General features: G+C 39.6%; 24 protein-coding genes. 5 read left to right on the top strand and 19 right to left on the bottom strand.

Annotated elements, in window-relative coordinates; translation table 11 throughout:
• Nucleotides 1–2: 2 nt before the first annotated feature.
• Nucleotides 3–767 carry a hypothetical protein gene (locus CXF93_RS09375; protein WP_101062215.1) on the bottom strand — a complete coding sequence of 255 codons (765 nt, stop codon included), beginning with the start codon at nucleotides 765–767 and terminating at the stop codon, nucleotides 3–5.
• A gap of 73 nt (nucleotides 768–840) precedes the next feature.
• On the bottom strand, nucleotides 841–1,788 hold the full coding sequence (locus CXF93_RS09370; protein WP_232784157.1) for a hypothetical protein: 948 nt from the start codon (nucleotides 1,786–1,788) through the stop codon (nucleotides 841–843).
• A 456-nt stretch (nucleotides 1,789–2,244) separates the two neighbouring features.
• On the opposite strand from CXF93_RS09370, the gene CXF93_RS09365 reads away from it, so the two are divergent.
• The gene (locus CXF93_RS09365) at nucleotides 2,245–3,330 is read left to right on the top strand and encodes an alcohol dehydrogenase family protein (RefSeq protein WP_101062213.1); all 1,086 of its coding nucleotides are present in this window, start codon (nucleotides 2,245–2,247) and stop codon (nucleotides 3,328–3,330) included.
• Nucleotides 3,331–3,669: 339 nt separating this feature from the next.
• Here CXF93_RS09365 and CXF93_RS09360 read toward each other — a convergent pair whose 3' ends face one another.
• Together CXF93_RS09360 and CXF93_RS09355 are read right to left on the bottom strand one after the other, a co-directional pair.
• Nucleotides 3,670–4,029 carry an Imm51 family immunity protein gene (locus CXF93_RS09360; RefSeq protein ID WP_101062211.1) on the bottom strand — a complete coding sequence of 120 codons (360 nt, stop codon included), beginning with the start codon at nucleotides 4,027–4,029 and terminating at the stop codon, nucleotides 3,670–3,672.
• 210 nt (nucleotides 4,030–4,239) lie between these two features.
• Entirely contained in the window at nucleotides 4,240–5,460 is a 1,221-nt protein-coding gene (locus CXF93_RS09355; RefSeq protein WP_101062209.1) for an HDOD domain-containing protein, read from the bottom strand.
• A gap of 564 nt (nucleotides 5,461–6,024) precedes the next feature.
• On the opposite strand from CXF93_RS09355, the gene CXF93_RS09350 reads away from it, so the two are divergent.
• A complete protein-coding gene (locus CXF93_RS09350; RefSeq protein ID WP_101062208.1) occupies nucleotides 6,025–6,891 on the top strand; it encodes a DNA replication terminus site-binding protein in 867 nt (288 codons plus the stop codon).
• Between the two features lie 11 nt (nucleotides 6,892–6,902).
• Here the strand turns inward: CXF93_RS09350 and CXF93_RS22110 are convergent, their stop codons facing one another.
• Nucleotides 6,903–7,337, bottom strand: coding sequence for a TM2 domain-containing protein (locus tag CXF93_RS22110; protein ID WP_198551631.1), 435 nt, complete (start codon nucleotides 7,335–7,337; stop codon nucleotides 6,903–6,905).
• Between the two features lie 420 nt (nucleotides 7,338–7,757).
• On the opposite strand from CXF93_RS22110, the gene CXF93_RS09340 reads away from it, so the two are divergent.
• Nucleotides 7,758–8,177: an HPP family protein gene (locus CXF93_RS09340; protein ID WP_198551630.1), complete on the top strand. Its 420-nt coding sequence runs from the start codon at nucleotides 7,758–7,760 to the stop codon at nucleotides 8,175–8,177.
• Between the two features lie 142 nt (nucleotides 8,178–8,319).
• On the opposite strand, the gene CXF93_RS09335 is transcribed toward CXF93_RS09340, so the two are convergent.
• Nucleotides 8,320–9,618 (bottom strand): multidrug effflux MFS transporter, encoded by a 1,299-nt coding sequence (locus tag CXF93_RS09335; RefSeq protein ID WP_101062205.1) that lies wholly within the window; start codon nucleotides 9,616–9,618, stop codon nucleotides 8,320–8,322.
• Nucleotides 9,619–9,742: 124 nt separating this feature from the next.
• Between CXF93_RS09335 and CXF93_RS09330 the strand changes: the two genes are divergently transcribed.
• Nucleotides 9,743–10,228: a MarR family winged helix-turn-helix transcriptional regulator gene (locus CXF93_RS09330; RefSeq protein WP_101062203.1), complete on the top strand. Its 486-nt coding sequence runs from the start codon at nucleotides 9,743–9,745 to the stop codon at nucleotides 10,226–10,228.
• A 61-nt stretch (nucleotides 10,229–10,289) separates the two neighbouring features.
• On the opposite strand, the gene CXF93_RS09325 is transcribed toward CXF93_RS09330, so the two are convergent.
• From CXF93_RS09325 to CXF93_RS09310, 4 genes are all read right to left on the bottom strand, one after another.
• Nucleotides 10,290–10,814: a hypothetical protein gene (locus tag CXF93_RS09325; RefSeq protein ID WP_101062201.1), complete on the bottom strand. Its 525-nt coding sequence runs from the start codon at nucleotides 10,812–10,814 to the stop codon at nucleotides 10,290–10,292.
• 478 nt (nucleotides 10,815–11,292) lie between these two features.
• Nucleotides 11,293–12,285, bottom strand: coding sequence for a Gfo/Idh/MocA family protein (locus tag CXF93_RS09320; protein WP_101062199.1), 993 nt, complete (start codon nucleotides 12,283–12,285; stop codon nucleotides 11,293–11,295).
• A gap of 198 nt (nucleotides 12,286–12,483) precedes the next feature.
• On the bottom strand, nucleotides 12,484–13,203 hold the full coding sequence (locus CXF93_RS09315) for a tRNA-uridine aminocarboxypropyltransferase (protein ID WP_101062197.1): 720 nt from the start codon (nucleotides 13,201–13,203) through the stop codon (nucleotides 12,484–12,486).
• Between the two features lie 133 nt (nucleotides 13,204–13,336).
• Nucleotides 13,337–13,921 carry a hypothetical protein gene (locus tag CXF93_RS09310; RefSeq protein ID WP_101062196.1) on the bottom strand — a complete coding sequence of 195 codons (585 nt, stop codon included), beginning with the start codon at nucleotides 13,919–13,921 and terminating at the stop codon, nucleotides 13,337–13,339.
• Between the two features lie 402 nt (nucleotides 13,922–14,323).
• Here CXF93_RS09310 and CXF93_RS09305 point away from each other — a divergent pair, with 402 nt between their 5' ends.
• Nucleotides 14,324–15,040 carry an MOSC domain-containing protein gene (locus tag CXF93_RS09305; RefSeq protein WP_101062194.1) on the top strand — a complete coding sequence of 239 codons (717 nt, stop codon included), beginning with the start codon at nucleotides 14,324–14,326 and terminating at the stop codon, nucleotides 15,038–15,040.
• A 44-nt stretch (nucleotides 15,041–15,084) separates the two neighbouring features.
• Here the strand turns inward: CXF93_RS09305 and CXF93_RS22105 are convergent, their stop codons facing one another.
• The 9 genes from CXF93_RS22105 to CXF93_RS09265 all read right to left on the bottom strand — a co-directional run bounded on the left by CXF93_RS22105 (nucleotide 15,085) and on the right by CXF93_RS09265 (nucleotide 24,248).
• Nucleotides 15,085–15,237 (bottom strand): hypothetical protein, encoded by a 153-nt coding sequence (locus CXF93_RS22105; protein ID WP_019439826.1) that lies wholly within the window; start codon nucleotides 15,235–15,237, stop codon nucleotides 15,085–15,087.
• Between the two features lie 219 nt (nucleotides 15,238–15,456).
• On the bottom strand, nucleotides 15,457–16,824 hold the full coding sequence (locus CXF93_RS09300) for a BatD family protein (RefSeq protein ID WP_101062192.1): 1,368 nt from the start codon (nucleotides 16,822–16,824) through the stop codon (nucleotides 15,457–15,459).
• Nucleotides 16,817–17,578 carry a hypothetical protein gene (locus tag CXF93_RS09295; RefSeq protein WP_101062190.1) on the bottom strand — a complete coding sequence of 254 codons (762 nt, stop codon included), beginning with the start codon at nucleotides 17,576–17,578 and terminating at the stop codon, nucleotides 16,817–16,819. Before CXF93_RS09295 ends, CXF93_RS09300 begins: the two co-directional genes overlap by 8 nt.
• On the bottom strand, nucleotides 17,572–18,564 hold the full coding sequence (locus tag CXF93_RS09290; protein WP_101062188.1) for a VWA domain-containing protein: 993 nt from the start codon (nucleotides 18,562–18,564) through the stop codon (nucleotides 17,572–17,574). The genes CXF93_RS09295 and CXF93_RS09290 overlap by 7 nt, the downstream gene beginning before the upstream one ends.
• Complete coding sequence (locus CXF93_RS09285) at nucleotides 18,564–19,553, bottom strand: VWA domain-containing protein (RefSeq protein ID WP_101062186.1); 990 nt, start codon at nucleotides 19,551–19,553, stop codon at nucleotides 18,564–18,566. The genes CXF93_RS09290 and CXF93_RS09285 overlap by 1 nt, the downstream gene beginning before the upstream one ends.
• Nucleotides 19,546–20,052 carry a DUF4381 domain-containing protein gene (locus CXF93_RS09280; protein ID WP_101062185.1) on the bottom strand — a complete coding sequence of 169 codons (507 nt, stop codon included), beginning with the start codon at nucleotides 20,050–20,052 and terminating at the stop codon, nucleotides 19,546–19,548. Before CXF93_RS09280 ends, CXF93_RS09285 begins: the two co-directional genes overlap by 8 nt.
• On the bottom strand, nucleotides 20,049–20,990 hold the full coding sequence (locus tag CXF93_RS09275; RefSeq protein ID WP_101062183.1) for a DUF58 domain-containing protein: 942 nt from the start codon (nucleotides 20,988–20,990) through the stop codon (nucleotides 20,049–20,051). The genes CXF93_RS09280 and CXF93_RS09275 overlap by 4 nt, the downstream gene beginning before the upstream one ends.
• 7 nt (nucleotides 20,991–20,997) lie before the next feature.
• The gene (locus CXF93_RS09270; protein ID WP_101062181.1) at nucleotides 20,998–21,966 is read right to left on the bottom strand and encodes a MoxR family ATPase; all 969 of its coding nucleotides are present in this window, start codon (nucleotides 21,964–21,966) and stop codon (nucleotides 20,998–21,000) included.
• A gap of 14 nt (nucleotides 21,967–21,980) precedes the next feature.
• Nucleotides 21,981–24,248, bottom strand: a complete 2,268-nt coding sequence (locus CXF93_RS09265; RefSeq protein WP_101062179.1) for a cytochrome c3 family protein — start codon at nucleotides 24,246–24,248, stop codon at nucleotides 21,981–21,983.

Raw genomic sequence — 24,248 nt, 5'->3', positions numbered from 1 at the left:
TTTTAGAAATTGTAGCCATAAGCTATCGAAAATCCGCTTAAACTAAAGGTGTTTAAAATACTGTTATCTTTAAGGTGCCAAGCTAGATGGCGGTAAGTCAGTTCAACATCGCCCCAACCGCCTCCATAACCTACCCCGCCAATTAACTGGTAGGTCAAATCAGAATTGCCTGTACCAACATCGGCGTGATAAGGGATAAACCACTGATTCGTAATATTGTATTGACCCTTAAGCCCAATAACACCGTCCAAAAGTCCCTCATAAAATGTTCTTTTTCTCTGTTTAACAATATTATTTCGGTCGACTTCTACTTCAAATTCCATACTGAAATATCTTAACCCTGCAATAATATCCACAGTAAGCTCATCAGAACCAACTACAGCGTAGCCACCATAATAGGAAGACTGCCATCCCTCAAAACCAAGTTCCATTTCTCTTGAGGTGTTTAAGATGTTTACGCTTTTTGTATTGCTCATATCAAGGTAAGCAATATCGGTAAGAAATAGATATTTATCATATCTCACCTCAAAGGACCCCATCAAAGCAAGGTCTAAGGAATCAAGCACCTGATTAGGGTCAACAGGTAAAGGATCCTCTCCAGAGCCATCATTAGGTGGTACGTTAAGATTGCCACTCGCATCTATCGACGGCAGCCAAAAGTATAACGATGCACTACCACTCCATTCACTTGCATAAACTGGATTTGTAGCAAAAAGTAAAGCGCCTGAGATTAGTAACCTGCTGCACGCTGCTCTTTCATATCTCATATTCATACACCTTTAGTTGTGTCTTTATTGCGCAAGGTCTAAATCACTCTATACCACTACAACAAAACCTCAGCTAACCACCGATAGATAACACAGGGCCTATTGCGGCGTCACCGGAATCTGTCAGGCTGAGTAATATCTGTAAAACACCGAAGGTCCGTTTACTCATCAAGTCCCTGTCGTCTATATAAAACCAATAACCACGCTCGCGAATTGCCACGTAGGGCATTTCCGGCTCTTCGAGAGATGAATACACTTTTAACAAATGTCCACCGAGTCCGGTATCAACAAAAGTGGGAAAGGTTCTTCCCTCATCTATGTGTTGCTGAGGGACATCGACCAGACGCGCCAAATCGACCATCATGTCCAATATAGATAACGTCAATACGACAAGCGCATCGGGATCATTACTTATTAACCCGTACGACAACGTGAACTCCTTAGCACCCTTGCGCAAACCCAGAGTCTCCCGCAAGAAAGACAGATCTTCACGCGTCTGTTCATCAAGCTCGACATCATTAACGTACAACACAATTCTCGCCTTCTCATTCAGGTTACTACTGCGTCGCAGCGCTATAATCCGCGCTTCACGTAATCGGCTCCAAACAGACAACATTTCACGGAAACGGGGATCGGCCTGCAAAGGAGGGTTTGCATCTGCCACTCCGTTAATTTGGGCAACAGTCAGGCGAAACATAAGTTCAGTTGACCAGCCAGATTGCACCAACGCGAACAATGATTCCGGTGCAATGGGCGTTAACAAACTTTCAGAAAACTTTCTGCCGGAGATAGGACTGTAGGTGATCGTGGGGCGATCTTCCCAACGCCCACCAGCACCGAGACTACCGGTATTATTGCCGCTATTAAAACCAAGCCCCGCGTCGATGCTTCCAGATAAGGAGTACTGATTAATCACAGAAGCAACATCAACAAAGATAGGTGCCTCCATATATCGCAGGCGCACTATGTTACCGAGCAGTTGTTGCTTAATGGAAGTATTGAGGGAAAGCCCATAGTCCATACGATCCCGTTCGATGGTACTTGGGCCGAAACTAGTACAAGAGACCAGTAAAGCCGTCGACGTAATAAGTAAGGCCTGCAAACTGCGTTGTATTATCAATGCTATCCTCATTTTTATCCCTACTATTTAAACCAATGGGCTAATTTTTTTGATTCGCCTAATCCTCCTAACGATTCCCCATAACTGTCTAAGTATGTAGTGATTTAGTGAATTCGGCCTTCTTATTCGAGACTTTTTTGATCTTAAGATAAAATCATCTACATACAATCTAGATATGAGGGCGAAATGCCTTTGAAACATACCCAGGCTGAAGGATCACTCACAATAGGGTTGGCGTAAAAAATTTTTATTTACAAGTACCTCCCATTCTTCACATTAGCAAATGCATATCGTTTCCATCCTCTATCAAGTAACATAGATAAAAGTAAAAAGTATCAATAAAAGGAATTAATGAACATGCCTCAAAATTCAATGAAAGCTATCGTCACAACGGGTAACGGTGGTTATGACAAACTGGTCTGCAAAGACGTACCAATCCCAGAAGTAAATCAAGGTGAAGTGCTGATCAAAGTCCTAGCCGCTGGCGTAAACAACACTGAGATCAACACTAGACTGGGCTGGTATTCTTCAGCCGTTACCGAATCCACCAATACCACATCGGATCTGGAAGCTGCATCAACGACACAAAATTCCGACGGTGGTTGGAACAAACATACTCCTTTTCCTCTTATTCAAGGAACCGATTGTTGTGGACGAGTCGTCAGTGTTGGCAAAGATATTGACAGTAAGCTTATTGGTAAACGTGTGCTTATTCGTCCATGTATTAGCACAAACGGTTTTGACACCTTAGACAACATCTGGATGGGGTCTGATTTTGATGGCGCATTTGCCCAATATATAAAAATCCAAGCGAGCGAAGTGTTCCCAATAACATCTGACTGGTCGGATGCAGAACTTGGAACTATCCCATGTGCTTACGGCACGTCAGAGAATATGCTTCATAGAGCCGACCTTAAGGCTGGTGAAACGGTGTTGATAACGGGTGCATCTGGAGGTGTAGGATCTGCTAGTGTTCAACTTGCGAAGCGCAGAAAGGCAAAAGTTATAGCGATTGCTGGAGAGAGTAAACATAGTAAAGTTTCGCAACTGGGGGCTGATTTATTATTTGGAAGATCCGATGATCTATTAGCAGAATTAGGTGAACAATCTGTAGATGTTATCATTGATAACGTGGCTGGAGCTGGCTTTCCTACAATGCTAAAGCTGTTGAAGCGTGGTGGGAGACTTGTTTCCTCTGGTGCAATTGCAGGCCCTATTGTAGATTTAGATATGCGTGATATGTACTTAAAAGACATAACGTTAATAGGAACCACCGCTTGGGCAGAGCCTGTTTTCAACAACATTGTAAAATACATCGAACAGCAAGAAATTCAGCCAGTTTTAGCAAAGACCTTCCCACTATCTTCAATTGTGGAAGCGCAAGAAGAGTTTCTCAAGAAAATGCATGTAGGTAAGTTTGTGCTAATTCCACCAGAAAACTAAGCCCTGTCAGTTTTAACACTGCAGCTAACAGCGACAGGCAAACTGATGTGTTGATATTGTGAGTGAGTCGTAGCTTTAGCTCAAAAATAGACAAAACTAGGTTTGTCTATTTTTAATTACCTTTGTCTAATTTTGGACAAAGGTAAATATCAAAATTATTGCATATTTTCTAATAAATAAGCTTCGTTGCTCTATGAAATAATGCCCAACATGACATTGCTAGGAAAGAGCGTAACTAGACATGATGACTTAGCTCTTAAGGCTTCAAACGGAAAGGTTCGCATTACTGGAAGTATTGCTAAATTGAAATTAACGCTTAAATCAGGTACGTCTTGGATATCAGCTCGATTTACTTGTTAATTCTGGTTCAAATTCGTACTGAGCATAACGGGTGATACAAGCATCTAATAAAGCTTCATCATCATAAAATTCACTGACCATTTCAGCAATGGTATGCAATGCATCTCTATCTTCACTATGAATGGTAAACATCAGTGTTTCATCACCAAAAGTTAGTTTTTCTAATAAGCTTGGGTTCTTTTCTGAAAGCATATTTTCTATCAACAACGCCCAATCTTCACCATCGCCTAAAAAGTCATGAGATTCAAACGCTTTCCATTTTAAATCACTTAGCATCAGGCTAAGATCGCGTTTGAAAGTTGAAAACTGAAATGGGTGGAAAACATTTACTTGCTTCATAATATCTCTCTAATATGATTGGAATAGTCATTAAATAACTTCGCCTAAGAAAGCAAGAAGTTAGGATCCCTCCACCCTACTCTTTGTATTTTAATTAAATGATAGCTGCATCATGTTTTGCCTTATTGCTGTTAATAATGACACATTGAAACACCGTTATTTATGATATTTGTGAGCACCGTTATTTATGAGCAGAAAACGTTTTCTTCGTTAAAAGTCCAATTGACCGGGGTTTCTACTGCGTAAATTTTTAAAGGTACTCATCTCGATTTGATAGTGTGCTAACCAATAAGGTAAATGTTGTTTATCAAATACATTCGATTTATCCATCATATCAAAGACGGTAAAAGCCTTACCCTGCGCAAGTGCCGCGCCTAAGATACTTCGATCTAAAATAGCAACGTTATCAATATCTTCAAGAAGGGCATTTTTAATATGGATGGTATTCATATCCCAATTAAATGTTTCTATTATTTTTTTGGTTACTATGCCCTCAAACTTCTCAATGATTAACGGCATATACTCAAGTTTAGGGGTTACATCCGCACAAGAAAAATACTCATCTCTCATCTTTTTCTCTTTATAATCCATCATGACAAGCGTTAAAGCCTCGTCAAAACTCGATGTAAAGTTGTTTGCAATAATAAACAGACCTATCGATCTCATCATGCCGAGTAAAATACCGATATCCGGTTCTTTATACCCTACATCGGCCAATCTCATTCTGGTCACATTTGCAGTACTGACAGCACATTGCCAGATTTTAGGCACCATGATTTTGGTATTTTTATCTGACCATTTTAATAACTGTTTTGACATCATCACAGGGAAAATCATTCGGCAACTTTCAATGCCAATAAAACCAATCGCTGTTTTAGGATCACGAATATTCTTAACTTTTCGGCCTTTTTTTTCACAAAACTTATCGTTATTAACCAAATCCAAAATACTGTTAGATAACGAGTTACTTAAAGTACACAGGCTGCCAAGTTTGTTGAAATCAAGACTCGCACCATATGCAAAAGAAGCAAACTCTTCAAAATATGGCGTGCCAATAATGAGTTTTTTAGGATCTGAGTCATTTAACGTTTTAGATAATACGGCCTCAGCAGTCTTCATAACAACTTCAGAAACCTTTTTATAGCGTTCCTGCCGAGTCTGTGCATCAATTCTTTTTTCTTTAACACGGGCTTGCTCGCATTCCAACAGAAGCCTTTGTTGTTCGCCAACTCGTTCAGTCTCATCCAAAATAACTGAATCACAAAAATCAGATTCTCGACTTAATAAATGATCGACATCTTTCTGATGGACCAAATATCTCTGGCTAACAAGCCATTTTGTAAACCGTGATTTTACTTTGTCACTCACGCTTGCAGCATCGTCAAGTCCCGACTGTCTATAACGTTTTTCGGTATAAATCGACTTTTTCATTAAAACAAAATCCTATGTTCCAGTGAACCCTAAATTCATAATATTCTAAGTTGTCTATCTAAAGCGCAGATAACAACCCGCTATTTTAGCCTATCTATAACCCGTTAAGTAAGTTAAATAGGTCATGCCCTACCTTAGAACAATCGCTATCTAGAGAAACTCAGTGTAATGAACCGCCTGATTTAGGCACTGTGTTCATATTAAATTTTCACGTTATCGAACCAGCTTAATAATAATTATCAACGATGTAGCTCTTTCCTACGATTAAACTGACTCATCATTAATTGGCTCGATTATGGACAATGAAGTGTAAGTCACGATTGATTTTATCATTAAATAAATCAACTCAATCGAACAAAAAACAAACTAAGTGTATCTATTTTTAATTACCTTTGTCTAAATTTTAAATACTCGGCTACAACTCCCTTCAAACACCGACATTGATCAACGAATGATCGCAGTTGATCACATAGCGATCAACCAGTTAACTTGCCTATTGCATGATGGTCTACTCATTACTATGCTAGTTATCAATAACAGAGATAACTGACACTAGGATTAGACATGACTGATATTAAAAGCTTATTTGATCAACTTACCGCAAACTTGCAGCAACTAGAAAAACTATTAGCAACAACAAAACCAGTGCAAGCATTAGTCAGCCGGATCCCTGCGGTATTAAAAGGCCAAGAACAAGCGGTTATTAACCAAATCATTCCCGAGTTAGCCACCGATATGTTGGCCATGAAGTTGACTGCCGAAGCGTTTAAAGATATCCACATTAAACACCCTTTCTCGCAAAAATCAGCGCGTCGCTACGTGGGGATTATTCATTTACACCCAGAGCACAAGAATAGCGCGAAGATTGTGACGCAAATTAGCGCGATTAATACCATCAAAGCGAACATCGAACAGGCGGTTGTTAGCGAGAATGATACGCGTCAAACACGGTTCAGTGCTATTCATGATAATTGCCCTGGGGTCATGACAGTACACTTGTACCGCAAGATACATTGCTTAGAAAATGAAGGCGTTAAATCGGTACGTTTCAGTTGGCAGCGTAAAGATTCATTACACCAACCTGATAAGATAAAATTGTTAGGGGAAATAAACGCAGAGATAGACAGAGCAACGCCAGATAATCAATTGGCATTAACGCAGTTACATCAAAAAATAGCCACGACAGCAGAGCCTGAACTGCGCATACGCAGACCAGTGAAAGTGCAACCAGCGGCAAATATTGTAAGAGTAACAGGGTTAAAAACAGTAACCGCCCCATTGCCGATAATTGTGGTTCAAGAACAACCAATAGAAGCCAATGCAGTAGCTGAATTTATAGCGTCGCAAATGCGCAAGCAACGCTCAGACAAACGTAAGAATGTTATTTTAGGCACTTTTTCGGGTAAGACAATTGAAAAGGTGATGGCTTAAACAACTTGATGCTAGAACCAAGGACGGTTTTCTAGCACATAATCACGTTCAAATTCGACATCTGATTTACACACATAAATAAGGAATTCAACCATAGCAATTACCGCGATAACCATCGAAGGTAAACCCAGTAACACATAACCAAATACAAACAATAACAGCATACACAGGCCCTGTTTGTTATAGCCTAAATAGAACTTATGCGCGCCAACAGCACCAAAGAAAAAAGATAATAATACCGCCCATATTTTCTTGGATTTACCTAGAGTTGTCATCCTGATCTTAGCCAGTTGACCAGACTCTAACGTGCACTTCACTTTACTACCAACCCGAGGGCTGCTCTTATCGCGCCACTGATCCATAGTAAAGGTATAACGACATCCATCCTCATTGGAAATAATCCCTTTTTTACTTCCAATATTAAACTCCAGGATCGATCCCTTCATGACTAAAACTCCATTTATAATATATAAGTGACTAAATTATCACACAAATATCAACAATAACACCAAAATGACAGGGGGTTGTATTTTTGTTCTAAATCAATAAAGCATAATAAAAACAACAATAGTTATTCAATAAAATTTAAAATAAAGCACATCATTGTCGAATCAGTATATTTATATATTGTTTACAAACAATATATAAATACGTTTTATTTTATAAAAGCATAATTTTTGTAAGGTTTTATGATTAGTGGTTAGTTTATCGGCAGGACGCATTAAAACTTTGTTTAAAAAATAAATAAAAAGTTCTATTAACATATTGATTATTTTAAACAAAGCAATGTAGTTTTGGACTTGATTAAGTATACTTGTTATATTAGTGTGAATTGAATTAATAATAAAATAACACGGGGATAGTGTATGAAAGTAAGAGACATAATGGCGAACAATGTTATTTGTATCAGTCATAAAGCAAGTTTAAAAGACGCACATGAACTAATGCAAACTCGTGGCGTACGTCACTTACCTGTTATCTCCGAAACTGATGGTTCCTTGGTTGGTGTGCTAACCCATAAAAAGATGATCGGCGCAGTCATTTCAATGATCAACAAATACGGTACCGATTCACTTGCGAGAAAAGAACGTGGTCAGTTAATCGAAGACTTGATGGAGACAGATTTTCAAAAGCTAACTGAAGATGAACCATTGAAAGTTGTTGTTGAATACTTCATTGATAATAAGCTTGGTTGCCTACCGGTTATTGATAATGAAAATAACGTGATTGGTATTGTGACTTCATCTGATTTTGTTAAATTATGTGCGCATTTACTTAATAAATAAGTTCAAGAATACATAACTTCAAGTATAAGTACCGCGATTATTTATCATTAACCGTGGTTCATTATTCATAATAGGCTGGTCATCCTTTATCAGCCTATTACTCACTATCCGCATTAACGACAGTTAATTTATAAGTCTGAAACTACTGTGCTTGCGAGCTACGCGAATAACGAGCCGCAATTGTAGCCCCAGTCAATGCCGTGATTGATGAAATTAACATAATGATCACCACAGGTTGTACCGACCCCATACTAATAAATGCGGATAACGCACTCACAGTACCGCCCACGGTATATTGCGCTGCCCCTAATACTGCAGAAGCAGAGCCCGCATTACGACCAAAGCGCTTCATAAAACAGGCACTAGCATTGGATATAACCGCGCCGTTAGCTGAGATAGCAATAACAAAGCCAGCGACAGTCACATATAACGCGTCAGGAACCATAACAGAGGCCGTTACTAATATGATTCCACCAAGTACTTGTAAGCTCAAAAAGGCTTTTAATAACGCCTCAGGTTCAAATTTTGCTAATAAAAACGAATTGCCACGGTTAACAACAACCAAACCACAAATATTGGCAAAGAATAACACCGAAAATTGCTGTGGTGTTTGACCAAATACTTCCATGTACATCATCGAGGCATTGGTTAAAAAGATCATCATGACCGAATAAGCAAAGGCTTGGGCGACCATAAACCCTAACGCACGTTTTTCACTAAACACCGACAATAAACCAATCTTTTGCTTAATTTCACCTGGCTGCAGTGTAACTTCAACTTTATTAGTTGCCTTGGGCATGAAGCACATAACCAAAATAGCCACCAGCACAGCAATGATTGCTAATCCATAAAAGATCCAACGCCAATCCGCTACCGTCATGATAATAGTCCCCACTGTCGGGGCAATAGAAGGCGCGATCATCATAATAAGCGCGATCAATGAGAACAACTTCGCGGCTTCTTTACCACTGCAGGTATCGCGAATTGTTGCAGGTACGCCAACAACAGCCATACCACCACCAATCGCTTGCACTACTCGCCATAACCACAACACTTCTATCTGTGCTGCCGTCGTTAACAATAAACTGGCAATCGCGAATATAGCTAAACCAGTGATCATGGCAAAACCACGGCCTTTTTTGTCAGACAAAGGACCGCCAATTAACTGCCCTATCGCCAAACCAAAAATATATAAACTGACCGTAACTGACATCAAAGAGATATCAACACCCATTGCTTTTGCCATTGTCGGCATCGCAGGTAAGTAACTGTCAATCGTAAAAGGGGTTAATGCAAATACAGCAGCCAGCGTTAATATTAACGTCTTACTCATTTTTCCTGCAGTATCTGTGCTTTCAGTGTGTTCTTTATGGGTTGTATTAGTCTTGCTACCGCTAGTTACCTCATTCATGACGATTGAGGGTGTGTTGTTTTGTGTCATATCTGCACCTTTAATTTATCTTTCTGGAAAGATAATAACTAGACTTTACCTTCCTGGCAAGATATGTTGTTAATTATCTGACACAGGCAGGTATCTGTTACCGGTCCACATGGAGATATAAAACATGGCAAATGACATAAACGAGATTGTAAAAGCGATGGAAGATAACTGGCCCGAATGTGCTGAAACTGTATCACCGGCGTTATTACGCTTACTGCAAGTCAGCAACCTATGCAGTCAGCAGATGGAGACATTAGTAGGCAGTCATGAGTTACAACGTGCAGAGTTTGGGGTGTTGGCAACATTAAGACGTAGCTCTATTCCCTACTGTCTATCACCAACGGCATTGTATCAATCGATGATATTTAGCTCGGGTGGCCTCACTAAAGTATTGAATCGTTTAAGCCAGGCTGAGTTAATTGCAAGAATTGATAATCCAGAAGATAAGCGCAGCAAATTGGTGCTGCTCACCAGTAAAGGTAAGCAGTTAATTGAGACCGTTATGCCTGAGTTGCACCAAAAAGAAAGAAACACCTTAAGTGTATTATCGGCAGATGAGCTGCAACAACTCGATGCATTGATGCAGCGGGTATTAGCAAGCATCAACTAACTCCCTAATCATTAATCATTAATCAACGAGAAAACGAGTCATTACACTCAATATCCGTGGCTTAAAAAGAGTTGATAGTCATTGCTGCATTCGCATGACTTAATACCTGTAGCGCTGGCAATGATGGCATTGCCGTTGTGTCCACGTTGTTTTTAACAAACAAAGAAACTGGAAATTGTTTTGACGCGGCAAAATAAATCGACAGTAGGTGTAATCCATCATCTTGGTGTCGTGGCTGTGTTTCTAAGGCTAACGCTTCGAGTTTATCCGCGTTTTCTAACCAAGTCAGAAAGCCGTTAAAATCATCTTCAAGTACTTCATCACTGGCAAAACTAATTCTTAAAAAATCCAATTCAAGAAATGACCATAACGGCTCTATTTCTGATGCGTCACAGATATCAATCTCGATATGAATGCCATTAATACAATGGCCATAATCTGTGAGGTGACTGATCTGACTAATATCACAGGGCTGCTTCGTATTGGCAATATTAATTTTTGCATGCGGAGTTTGCTGTAATAGGGTTTCCACTTCTTGGGTGGTCGGCACGTATTCAAACATGACTTCTTTGAGGGGCGATTCCATTGCAATACCTTATTATCCATATGAACTATATTTTATTATCTGGACACTCTGTCTCATTTTTAGACTATTACATATATAAAATACGGGTAATATGTCGTTTTGAAGAAATATGAGCTAGATGACATAATAATGGAAATAAAGGGGTAGTTTTGTGATAAACCTTAGAAATTAAAATAGAAATGAAATTATTTAATTTCTCACGGTATAACATATATATAACAAGCTGGAGTAAATAAACCCTTTTACATACAGTTATTTACAGTTGTTCATAGAATATACATAAGAAATCACTTCGCTATTTGTCGCAGTACTGACCTCACAAATTGCGCTTTTAAAATACCAATTCAACCTTAATGATTTTTTAAGTTTCTCGCATTGATTACCCCCTGTTAAATGACATATTTTACTAAATAAGCAGGTATTAATTAACATCCTTAACGATGCCTATTTAGACGTCGCTAGTATGCGCTAAAAATCATTATTCTCCATGTAAGATCTGTGCCATTACCCAGCTGGTATGTAACGCCGTTTTGCCACTTGATGGATGCACTACATCATTCACCAGGTGTTCACGCATATTCTCGACATGATGTAATTGAATATTTTCGGGATTATCGATGATAAATTCTTGGCGTTCACTTAACGTTTGCAAAACAACGGCAGCCTCGTCAAACACAGAAAAACTGATTTCGCCTTTACTGCCGGTAATAACAACACGGTCTTCTCTTGTACAGCCACCAAAATTCCAGCTTCCAATGCCCGTCACGCCACTTTTATGCTGCCAGCACGCCGTTACCGCATCAAGTGATGAATACAGCCCTTGTTGATTCGTACCGAGCCCTTTAACGATATCGAAATCACCCAGCAAATAAGCAAACAAATCGAGACCATGGCTAGCAAGATCATCAAAATAGCCACCAGCAGCAACGGTTTTATCTGTTCGCCAGTTAAACTCACCCGATAAGTCTAATGCATTGGCGGGTTTATTTAAAAACGCATTAATCGTTCTTATTTGGCCAATCGCACCTGATTCAAGTAATGCTTTCACTTTGTTAAAACGCGGTAATGAACGGCGGTAATAAGCCACGAACAGCGGAATGTCTTTACCCTGAAAGGCATTAACAATTGCCAGACTGTCTGCGTAACTCGGCGCGAGCGGTTTTTCAATGCAGCAGGGTTTGCCTGCCGCGGCAACTTGTAAGGCATAAAATTTATGGCTGTCAGGTGGTGTGGCGATATACACGGCATCAATATTATCGTTGTTAATAATATCTGCCGCATCGCAAGAATACGCCTTTACCTGGTGGCGTAGTGCATAGTCTGCAGCGAGTCCAAGATCACGGCGCATCACAGCGGAGAGTTCAAAACCAGCTGTCTTTTGATAGGCAGGGCCACTTTTCAGTTCGGTTACCGAGCCACAGCCAATAATACCCCAGCGAATCGGTGCTGTTCGCGCGTTTTTTTTCTGCATATTCTATCCATCAACATTGTTTCATAAAAGCGAGATAGCAATATATGCCATTAATATAAATAAGAAAAGAACAGCAATGTTAAAAAATAGCAATAGTAAGATATATCGAGAGACAGAAAAGCGGATTGTTGAGAAATGGGTTGCACACAGATTTCGGGACAGGGCCCATGCATACAACCATAAGGTTTTTACTAACAACTAAACTGTTAACGTCTGCAAGCGTTTAAGCGCAGCGTCAACACCGACATCAATTTGCTTGGTGCCTGCCAGATAACGTTCACGAAAAACATCAAACCAGCAAGAAAGAATGTCCGCATTCAATGCTTCGCCGTGATATCCGAGTACCAGTGACGCAACTTCTGCTGTCGCCAGTTGGTTATCTTTTGCAGCCTTGCGGATCTGATACTGTGAAACCATATCAGGATCGAATGAGATCACCGGAATATCTTGCAACCAAGGGCTCTTCTTAAACATCTTCTTCGCTTCGCGCCAGCTACCATCCAATAAGATATATAACGGTCGTTTACCCTGCTCAAGCGTTAATGCACCAGTTTGCACACGTTCACGCTCAATCACGTACTCTTCCGGGAAGATAATGAATGGCTGCCAGCAATCGGTATTGATGATGTCGATCATCTCTTGACTAGGCGCTGTACGTGACCACTGATAAGCAAACGTGTCTTCAATAACATCGGCGATAAGACGGCCAGTATTACTTGGTTTAATCATTTCATAATCAAACATCACCAACATAAAACCAGCGGTTGATTTAACCAGTGGTCGATGCTCACAAATACAAAATTGCTTGCCCAACATGCAGTAATCACAACGAATTAATCGACCGCCACGGGCATTGAAAGGTTTGGTACTGTCAGCTAAACGCTGTATTGCTAATCGATGAACATTATGAATGCGCATATAGTGATACCACTTACAAATAAATACTAAATTACAGATAAAAAAATGACCCAGTACCAAGTATTATCACCACCGTCGTGGGACACACTTGCTACTGGGTCATTAACATATTTAGGTACGCGTCAAGCGTTACTTAATTATGATGCTTACGATCTTCCAATTCAGATTTAGTCGCACGAACCTGACGCATAAAGAAATTAGCCATTGACGCAGCAGCAGGTTTCTTTTCTGGCGCTGGCGCTTTTGACGTAATTACGCGTGGTTTTCTTGGTACAACTGGCGCAGCAACAACTGGCGCTACAGGTACAGCAGGTTTAACAGGCTGTGCTGCAGTTGCATGTACAGGACGAACCTGATTCGTCGCAAATTGTGACGATGCAACATGTTGTCTTTGTTGATGTGCTTGTTGTTGCACATCTGCTTGCGGACGAGTTCTAATCACTTCTATCGAGTAAAGTTTACTTGAGATAGAGTTTGTAGACTGTGAGACTTGCTCACGACGTAAGCGTTCACCCGTAGATTTGAATTCTTGGTATTGTACTGCTAACCAATTTTTCAAATGCATTAACATACCTGCTTCAACTAATTCTAGGCAAGTTCTGTTGTTATACTCAACCAATTTCGTTTCTGAAAAATATGTCTTGGCTTCTGCTTCTGAGCCGATGCGTTCGACTAGTTCGAACCATGTTGATAAACCTAATACTGTGTAATGACTCATTGTCTACCTTGCAGATAACCGGCTACATTTTAGTAGCTTTCTGTAAAAATTAGGAGGCGGATTCTATACCTTTGCCGCCGAAATTAAAAGCATATTTACGAAAAAAACATAAAAAGAATGTGTTAACTCATAAATATGCACTTTCAACTTCATTTAGACTAGACTAAATTAAATTTTTAGTGTTGCAAGTGATCAAAAAAATAACACTATTTTTTTGCCTTACTGACACGAATAAATGAGCAACGCTATTTCAGCCCTGTTTTTCAACGTAAATTGTGAATGAAGAATGGTGACTCTTAAGTAGAGAATATTGATTATTAAATAGAGAATCTTGATTGCGATTTAATATTGCTGATGTAAAATCCTGCAAACTAAATGCGTATCTATCAAGGAAATACCTATATGTCTGATTGTCTATCACCACTTACTCCGCAACACTACGCTGTTGAAATATATATAGGTCAAGTTAAGCAAAGTTATGGTTTCGTGACAGCTATTGATAAGCAGTCAGTGAGCAACAGTATCTACCTTTCTGAGCATGGGCTTAAAGATGACGAGAGTGCCGATGAAAAATACCACGGTGGCCTTGAGCGTGCTTTACACCAATACCCTGCCGAGCATTACACATTTTGGCAGCAAGTATTTACAGATAGAACAGACGAGCAACCTCGATTTGAAGCACCAGGTATGGGCGAAAATATAAGTGCGTTAGGCATGACGGAAGAAAATGTCTGTATTGGCGATCAATACCAATGGGGTGAGGCCATTATCGAAGTAAGCCAACCTCGCCTGCCTTGTTTTAATCTTAATACCCGTTGGGATGTCGCGGACATTTCAGTACAGATGCAAGATCTCAGTCGTTGCGGCTGGCTATATCGTGTAATCAAACCGGGTATGGTGAATCAAGGTGATGCACTAATCCACATTAAACGTTTAACCCCTGCGACAACGGTGAAACAAGTCTGTGAATTGTTCTTCAATGCGCCATTGGACAACGAAAACCTAACAACCTTGATTGAAATGCCTGCGTTGTCACCGTACTGGGGCGAAACAGCTAAGACTCGATTAGCCACCAACACGGTAGAGAATTGGAACTTTAGATTATTAGATCACGCTTAATCACGCTTAATCACGCGTTATCACGACTCATTTATGTCAGCATGCTATGAAGCATCCACTTTTAATAATTCCATGACCATTAATTTTCGGATTACGCTGACATACATTACATTAATACCTGCTAATTTTGCGACTGCTGTTAAGGCATGGCCTTCACGTAATAATTGTACTGTGTGCTCTACTTGTTCTTTTCTCATTATATTTCCTAACTCGGTTACGACTAAACTATATAAAATATGACCACATATTATTTGATATAAAATCACGCACTGTTTATATATAGTTTTATTGAATGACATTACCGACTAATATAAAGACCAATTAAAAATTAAACTGTCCACTATAGGACACTTGTATTCAATTTTTATAAATTGCGTGAAATAACAGCTATGGGTTAATACGGCCGTAAAACAGGTTTAAACATCATCATCCATCTGATTTAGTTGTATTTTATTTGGGTTTATAAGTAATGCTGAAACTTTACTGGTCTTTTGTTTTTTCTTTATTAATTTTTTGGCTTCGTGCATATTTAATTTTTCATCGCTGTTTTGATATGCCGCTTGTAATAGCTTATTCAGTAATACCGTATTTTCTACATCATCAAAAAAGTAGTCCTTTAAGCAAATAACGTTTTTTTGTTGGTATAACGCTGTACCAGCTTGACCAGACACCTTATTTGCATAAATAAAAAGGTAAAGCTGCTGACAAGCAATTTGCCATTGTTGATTATCAATGGCCTCTAAGAAGCTTTTTTTACAATCTCTCGATTTTTTATTGCTGACTTTTTCGTAAAAATTAACTAACCATTGTTTGTGTTTATAGCTTTGCCAGATAATAAAGCATAAAAATAGAACCATTAACAAGTTAACCATAACATTGACATTAAATGGCCAAAATGATGTGTTTCCAGGTAAATGCTGTATTGAAACAGCGTTACCTACAACCGTCCATTTACGTGCAGGTATGGTTTCACTTTCTAATTGCCCTGCTTCTGGATCCCACCAGTAAAGAGTTTGCTGGGGTAATTGATAACCCCCTGCTTGCTCAAAAATGTAAGTAACTGATTCCTCTCTTATTCCGGTGCTCGTCCCGCGGATATTTTTATCCGATATCTTTACTGGTTTTTGATAAATACTTATCCCCGCTAACTGTGTTTGTGCTAACGGCGCGATCATCATTGCGGGAACATCTTTAACCGTAAGGGTAACGGTTTCAGTTATTGCGTCACCTATTTGATACTCATTATTGATATCAAAAACACCATCAATGGCAATGGATAACGCTGGTGTCACTATATATTGCTCAATGTCTTTAAGCGCCGCAGGTTTTGATGTTTCAAACTCAATAGCCTTAGTTTGAATTGTGCCGCTCACAATACCGTCACTCTCAGTATTAATGGAAACATCTACCAGTATTGGTCCAACTTCATAAATGCCTACTTGCATTGGATAAATAACTATTTCGCGGGTTTGCACAGCCCATGTTGTGCCATTGATACGTTGAGTGCCATTTATTGCCAATTCATTGAGCGGTAAAATAACAGACTCGGCAAGCTCAACATCGTGGATCCTTGTTCCCTTAGCAAACCAACGGTTAGTTGCAACATCAATCACCAAGGTAACGGCTTGTTTGGCGACAATATTGTCTGAATCTACAATTTTTATAGTAATAGATAGCTCATTGTTTGCGATTAGCTCTTCAACCGATTTAGCAAAACTAGGCATTGAAAAGATTGACAATAAAATCAACATAAAACAGCTTAGTAACTGATTAAATTTAATCATTGCCACTGTCCTTTTGACTGTTAGTTTGCCTAATATTGTTCACCGGCAGTGGTTTCTCTTTTCGCTCATTTTGCATATAGAATTTTTGGGCTAGAAAACGTGCGGGATCTTTTTGTACTTGTCGCAACCACATTTCATTTAACTTAGGATCAAGTAACAACTGCTCTGCACTTAACTGTTCAGCCTCTTGCTTTCTAGCCTCTTTTTTATCTGCACCATCACCGGTTTGCGGTTCATCACCAAGTTCTTTTGATGAATCACCATTTTCTGCCTTTTGACTTTCAGATAATCGATTAACATCATCTATAATTGCTTGAACAATTTTTATATTATTCAATGCCGCTTTATTATTGCCATCTTTCTCCAAAATGCTTTGATATATGTTACGTGCTTTAACGTAGCGACGGTCATGGGCGAGTGCATTAGCGCGAGCTAAAACATCATCGGGCTTGGTATATTGATTATATAAAGTAGCTGATTGTTCAAACTGCTCAGCGCCATACATGCTATAAGCTTGCCAGCGGGTATCATCAAACGTCACCGACGCTTTTGCATAATAACCAAGGTTGAATAAAATTTGTCCTTGTTGATCTCGTGTTAGCCATAAATCTGCAAATTTTTGCGGTTTTAAATAAGTGAATACCGTGACAGCCAATACTAAAATAATAAAACATTTAACACGGTTTTTAATCGTCCAACTAAAGCCCTTTGATAGAAAAAGCGCAAGCTTTTTAGAAGATAAGTACGCTACCATTGCAACGTCCAGCCTTTTCTAAACCAGAGTAAAAATAATGCCGCGACTAAAAAGACAATAGGGTAACCGGCGTCATGCCATGGTCGACTTGCATCTTCAACAATCGTTAAATTGTTATTGATAAAACTATTCACTAAATAAACATCATCTTTATCATGGCTAATAGTAACTAAACGGCCATCGCTTTCACTGGCCATTAAATTCAATTGCGATAATTGTAGTGGAATAATCGTTGAATCAGCCTCCTGATTAACCACACGCTCAACATCGCCTATAGCCCAAACAACTAATTGATGAGAGGCTGATTGAAAGAACTGCTTAAACTTTTCGACGGTATCAGACGTGGCGCCATCTCCAACCAAAAGTACCGTCCCAGGCACTAATGTCGGCGCTAAAAGAGATTCAGCCAGAGGTAATATATTCTGTGGCAATTTACCAGCAGTAGGCATTAACTGTGGCTCTAGTACATCTAGAAAGTGACGGATCATTTCACTATCATTAGTAATTGGCATAACAATATGCGCCGTGCCCGAATAGGCAATCAGTGCCGTATTGGCATCTCCTCGCACGGCTAATAAATCAATTATTTTTTGTTTAGCTCTAATCAGTCGTGACGGTTGAAGGTCATTTTGTTGCATAGTTTTCGACACGTCGAGTGCAATGACCAATGCAGAATCGTCTTGGCTGAAGGGTGATGATTGCTGCTGCCAACTCGGTCCAGCCAGAACAATAACCAACAAAAAAGTAGTTAACCACGATACTCGTTTGGGTGAAATGAACCGACTGCTAGTCCCTTTTACCGTTAACTGTTCTAATATTTCATCAGACATATTCTTTCGCCAATGTGCTAAAGAGTCATCATGAGAAGCTAACGTCTGCAGTATGAACACCATAGGTACGATAAGCAGTAACCAATAAGGGCGAAGTAAATGAAAATGTTGTAATGAAGCAAAAAAAGTATATAGATCATTAGATACTAAATTCATTACCCCTCCTGCTTAGCACGACGACGAACACGAAGCGCCACAATTAATAATGCCCCGACATAACATAAGACAAACAATACAATAGGATAATGATGTGCACTGGTTCTAGGGCGAAAAGAGCGTGACTCAAACAACTCAGGCTCTAAGTTATCGATCTCTTGATAAACTTGCTGTAATTCTTGGCGATTAAGTGCGGTAAAACTTTGCCCTCCAGTGACGCTGGCTATTTCGTTTAGTACTTTTAAATCAACTAGTTCCTCACCTACCGCGAGAGGGTCACCAACAGCAATGGTGTAAATTTTTATATCATAAGCCGCCGCGACTTTTGCGGCATCAATAGGAGGTACTTTTGAAGCGGTATCATTGCCATCAGTTAAGACAATCAGTACTCGATTCTTAGATTGTGCATTTTCAAAAACATTAATAGATAGACCAATCGCATCGCCAAAAGCGGTACTTTGACCTGCCATACCGATTTCAGCTTCATTCAATAAAGCCAACCAAGTGGTTAAATCATCGGTAAAAGGGGCTTGCAAATAAGGTGCATCACCAAACAAAATCAGCCCTAAACGATCTCCTACTCTTCCTTGAACAAAGTCACTTAATACCTGTTTAACAGCCACTAATCGATTAACCACAGTACCATCAGGAGTAGTAAAGTCCTCAACTGACATTGACCCAGATAAATCAACGGTAATCATTAAATCTCGTGCTGATTTCTTTTGCATAATAGGCTCACCAACAATTTCTGGCTTTGCCATAGAAACCACCAAACAACACCAAGCAAATGCCACTAACAATCGTTGCATATTATGCCGATTAATCACTACGGCACCGCTTTGGGGAGCTTCTCCGGTAACATCAACCAAACGAGAAAAGTAAGGCACTTGAATAGATGCTTTTTTTTCTTTATAAATCGGTGAAAACCAATACACCAAAAATGGTAGAGCCAATAAAGTAAATGCCCAAGGGTATGCAAACTCAATCATGCAGCCCCCGGTGATATTTTATCCAAAGGGTTATTTCAGTCACTAAGTTATCCATCGTTTTAGCATCTATATCATAAGCTGGCACATAAGCTAATTGGTTGAGAGTAAAACTCGGTATTTTAGTAAAGCTTGTTTTTTCACATTGTTGGTCTAACCATTGCAACCATGATTTGTTCGATAATAGACATACTTCATCACGTTTATACCCAGATAAAGCCACTTTTCGTAATAAACTCGGTAACTGTCGGTAAATAGTATCTGGCTCGTTGATTCGGTAAGGAGGTAGCTTTTTCAGCCATGCTAAAGCTTCTCTTCGATAAGCATTGTTCTGATATTTTTTGATGGCGCGATAAACGTTAAACCCTATATAAACGAGCATGGCTACAAACAAAACTTGCCATGCAATTGTTTGTGGCCACCAATTGATAGCATTAGGTGCTGTTGTTTCAGCTAAATTTTTAAGTAAATAATTGCCCCAAGGCTCAGGAAACCTTATCATTTAGCCACCTGACCTAGTGCCTTTCGTAATTGCTGAACAACTGGTAAAACCGTAGTAATAGGGAGCAAGGGAATACGATATTGTCTTGCCATATGTTCATATCGACTGATTTGTTGTGCTACCGAGGATTGGTATTTCGAATGAATATTTTTGTCTTGCGATGAGAATTGAATTTGCAACTCTCCGTCACTGATCACCATTTGTGACATTTTAGGTAATGCTTGCTCAAGTGGGTCGAAAACATGACAAGCAATAATTTCATTATGCTGACTGATATTTTTAACTAATTGACTACTTTGCTCATTCCAACCATTGCCATCACCGATAAAAATAACCAACGCATTATTACGACAGAGATGATTAGCTTTTGTAAGCACTTTATTAAGCGATTCAGTAGGATGGATTGGCGTTTTACCGATTTTTAAATTTCGATTTTGCCTAACAATCTCGGTTAATACCTGGACCACATGCTGGCGACCGCGCTTCGCGGGGACAAGTTGTATCTTCTCATCACCATAAACAATAGCGCCGATACGATCTCCACTATCAACCACTTTCCAGGCTATTAATGCGGCAAGCTCTGCAGCAATCACTGACTTCATTTTATTCGTGCTACCAAAAAACATGGTTGAGCGTTGGTCCACCAGCAAATAAATATTCCGCTCTCGCTCTTCTGTGTAGACTTTTATATGCGGTTTACCTGTACGGCGAGTCGTCTTCCAGTCCATTGCACGAATATCATCGCCAGGACGATAATGGCGTAATTCTTCAAAGTTTAAACCTCGACCTCGCAGCTTAGAGCTATTTTTCCCCGACAGCAGGCTATTTACTGGTTGCTGAGGTAAAAAAGAAAAACCTTTAGCTAAATATTGTAAACGACGTAATTCATTAATATCTGCATAAATATTATGATTTAAAAGCGCTTTTGACGAAAACATACTTACGTTACGCCACGGCTACTTGACGAAGGATTTCATCAATCACTTGGTCGGCAGTAATGCCATCAGCCATAGCGTCATAACTTAAAATTAATCGATGGCGTAAAACGGAATGGACAATACTTCTAATATCTTCAGGATCAACAAAATCTTTATTATTAAGCCAAGCTTGTGCCCGCGCCGCTTTATCTAATGAAATGCTTGCTCGAGGGCTCGAACCAACACTTATCCATTGCTTTAACGGGGACTCTGGGTATCGCTCGGGTTTACGCGTTGCCATTACAATAGCAACGATATAGTCAACCATAGCATCACTGGTATGAATGTGATGCACTTCTTCTCTTGCTGCAAATATGTGTTCAGCATCGATTTGTTCACTATTTTGCTCTGCCCCCGTTTCTTCGCCACGTACTAACTTAATAATTTGGGCTTCAGCTTCATCATCTGGATACTCCAGATTTATTTTCATGATAAATCTGTCCATTTGCGCTTCGGGCAGCGGATAGGTCCCTTCTTGTTCAATCGGGTTTTGTGTTGCTAATACCATAAATAACTTCGGTAATTTATGGGTTTTACCGGCAACAGTAATTTGTCTTTCTTCCATCGCTTCAAGTAACGCAGCTTGAACTTTGGCTGGTGAACGGTTTATTTCATCCGCGAGTAATAAATTGTTAAAAACAGGGCCTTTTTGAAACGTTAATATCGGTTTCCCGTCAACTTCTTGGTAGATCTCAGTACCTGTAACATCTGAAGGTAATAAATCCGGGGTAAATTGCACGCGTCCTAAACTAGCCGATAATGTGTTAGCTAAACTTTTGATAGAACGGGTCTTTGCCGTACCAGGTAAACCTTCTAACAGCACGTTACCATTGGTAAGTAATGCAAGCAGCAATGCTTCAACAACATGCGTTTGTCCAATAACGGATTGCTCGATTTGTTTTTTAAGAGTTAAAACAGCTTGATAACTTTCACTCATGATTTATCCCGATGCTAATTTTGAATAACGCTTTGTCGTTGTTGCAATGTTGACTTTAATTGCTGGACCACATTTTCTGGCACGACTTGGCTAAGTTCATTAATACATTGATTTGCTTGAAAACTATTAAGCCGAATTTGTAATTCGCATAAGGCATATAAATGCTGTGGGTTGCCTCCAACTTGATAAGCCTTATTTAATGATTGTTGTGCTTCGTTGCTGTTAATGGATTCAATACTTAACGCATAGACATAATGATACTGAGCGTTGTTTGGTGCCTTGATGGCTGCTTGTTTTAAATTATCCACGGCTAACGATGTTTGTTTAGCGCGGATGTAGGCCAAGCCTAATTGATAATCTATACTGGCATTTTCAGGACTCGCCTTTTGTCCGGCTTTGAGTACTTCAATACTTTGATTATTCTGCTGTTGACGACGATATAACTCCGCTAAATTGGTATAAGAATTAGCAAAGTAAGGTTCTATTTTCATTCCGGTTTTGTAAGCCTTTTCTGCCGCTTGATAGTTAGCTTGATAAACAAAAACATTACCTTGATTATTATGGGCATAGCCTCTGTCGGCATTAAAATCTTGGATCTGCATATACTCATTTAAAGCGGGTGTTAAATAATTTTTATTATCTTCAGATAGCTCAAACCACAACGGCACAATAGCAAGTGCAGCTTGTGCTCTGACCGCTAATACTTCATCTTTCAATAAAGGCGCAATTACACGCCAACGCTCTGCACCGTTAAGGGCTGCTGAACCGCTGATCGCGCCTAAACGAATATTGCTATCGCTGTGTTTTGCACCACGCGCTACAGCAATAATAGTATTATTATCAGGAAAAGGCGCTAAACGATCGAGTGCTGACGCTCGTATTATATTGCTGTTAGCTTCATTTTGGGCAATATGTGATAACGCCGAAGCGACATTTGCATACCCTTGATCCGCGGCTGAGAACACTCGGGAAAAATGTCTTTCAGCGCGAGTACTTGATTGAGGAAACCATTGCTCAACCTTCTTACTACTCCACTCACTATTTTTATCTTCATGGCAGCTCAAACATGTATCAGGAGTACCCAACTGCTTAGCAATATCTGGACGAGGGATATGCCAACCATGATCAGCACGCTCATCAACTTGCATGTAAGTCGTTTCGGGCATATGGCAGTTTACACATTGAGCGCCGGCAGAATTATCTAGATGTTGGTGGTGCGTTTTCTGCGCATAAGTATCACTCTGGTGGCACTGTAAACACAGCTGTTCTTTAGGCATAATTAATTTTGTTGAATGTGGATCATGGCAATTACTACAAACCACACCATTTCTTTCCATTTTGCTTTGTAAAAATGAACCATAGACAAACGTTTCATCGTATATTTGCCCATCAGGGTAATAAAGCGGATTGTTGATCCGTGATAATAAATAACGCTCACCAAAATTATTACCTTTTACGTGGTCTTTCTCACTAATTTGTACTCGGCGGCTATGACACTGGGCACAGACTAACGTTTGTTGACTTGGATTAATGCTTTCAGCCGTAAGCGTTGCTTTATTTGCTTCTAAACGCCAATGAGAAACAGCCTTAGATAATTCGCGTTCAAAACCAGCATGCGCTTTTTTTATCGATTTTTGTTTTGTCCAGGTTATATGGTTACTGCCTGGGCCATGGCAAGATTCACAACCAACATTTATGTCACTAAACGTGGTCTTATATGTGTTACTTTTGGCATTAAAATTCTTTGCCACATTAGTCGAATGACAATCAGAGCACATGTAATTCCAATTTTGCCCAGTATTAGTCCAATAAAACTCTTGGTGTGTTTCAGTCTGATCGGGATAAAGGTCAAACCAACGCTGCCCACCCTCTTCTTGTTTTCGAGAGTCCCATGCAAATGGAATCAGTTGTACACGCCCATCATCAAACTCCACCATGTACTGCTGTAGGGGATGATAAGCAAAGGTATATTTTATTTGATAATCATTAAATTTACCGTCTGGACCAGCAATATTTACCCAAAATTGTTCGCCTTTTTTAAAAAATCGATTTTCCTTGCCCCTGAATACGAACGAAGCATCTTCAAAATTTCCAAGTACATATTCATCCGTTGCATGATTCATCGACATTTCATGGTCTGAGCCTTGCCATGCCGAGAATTGATTTTGATGGCAACTTATACATTGCTTAGTACCAACAAAATCAGCAGCCTTAATATTGGTACTATAAAATACACAAAAGCCTAAAAGTAATTTGCAACATAAAGCAGAAAAGTCACTCAT

Source organism: Moritella sp. Urea-trap-13 (genome assembly GCF_002836355.1).
Lineage (GTDB): Bacteria > Pseudomonadota > Gammaproteobacteria > Enterobacterales > Moritellaceae > Moritella.
Note: the sequence above shows the minus strand (reverse complement) of the source record. Positions and strands in the feature narration are given on the sequence as shown.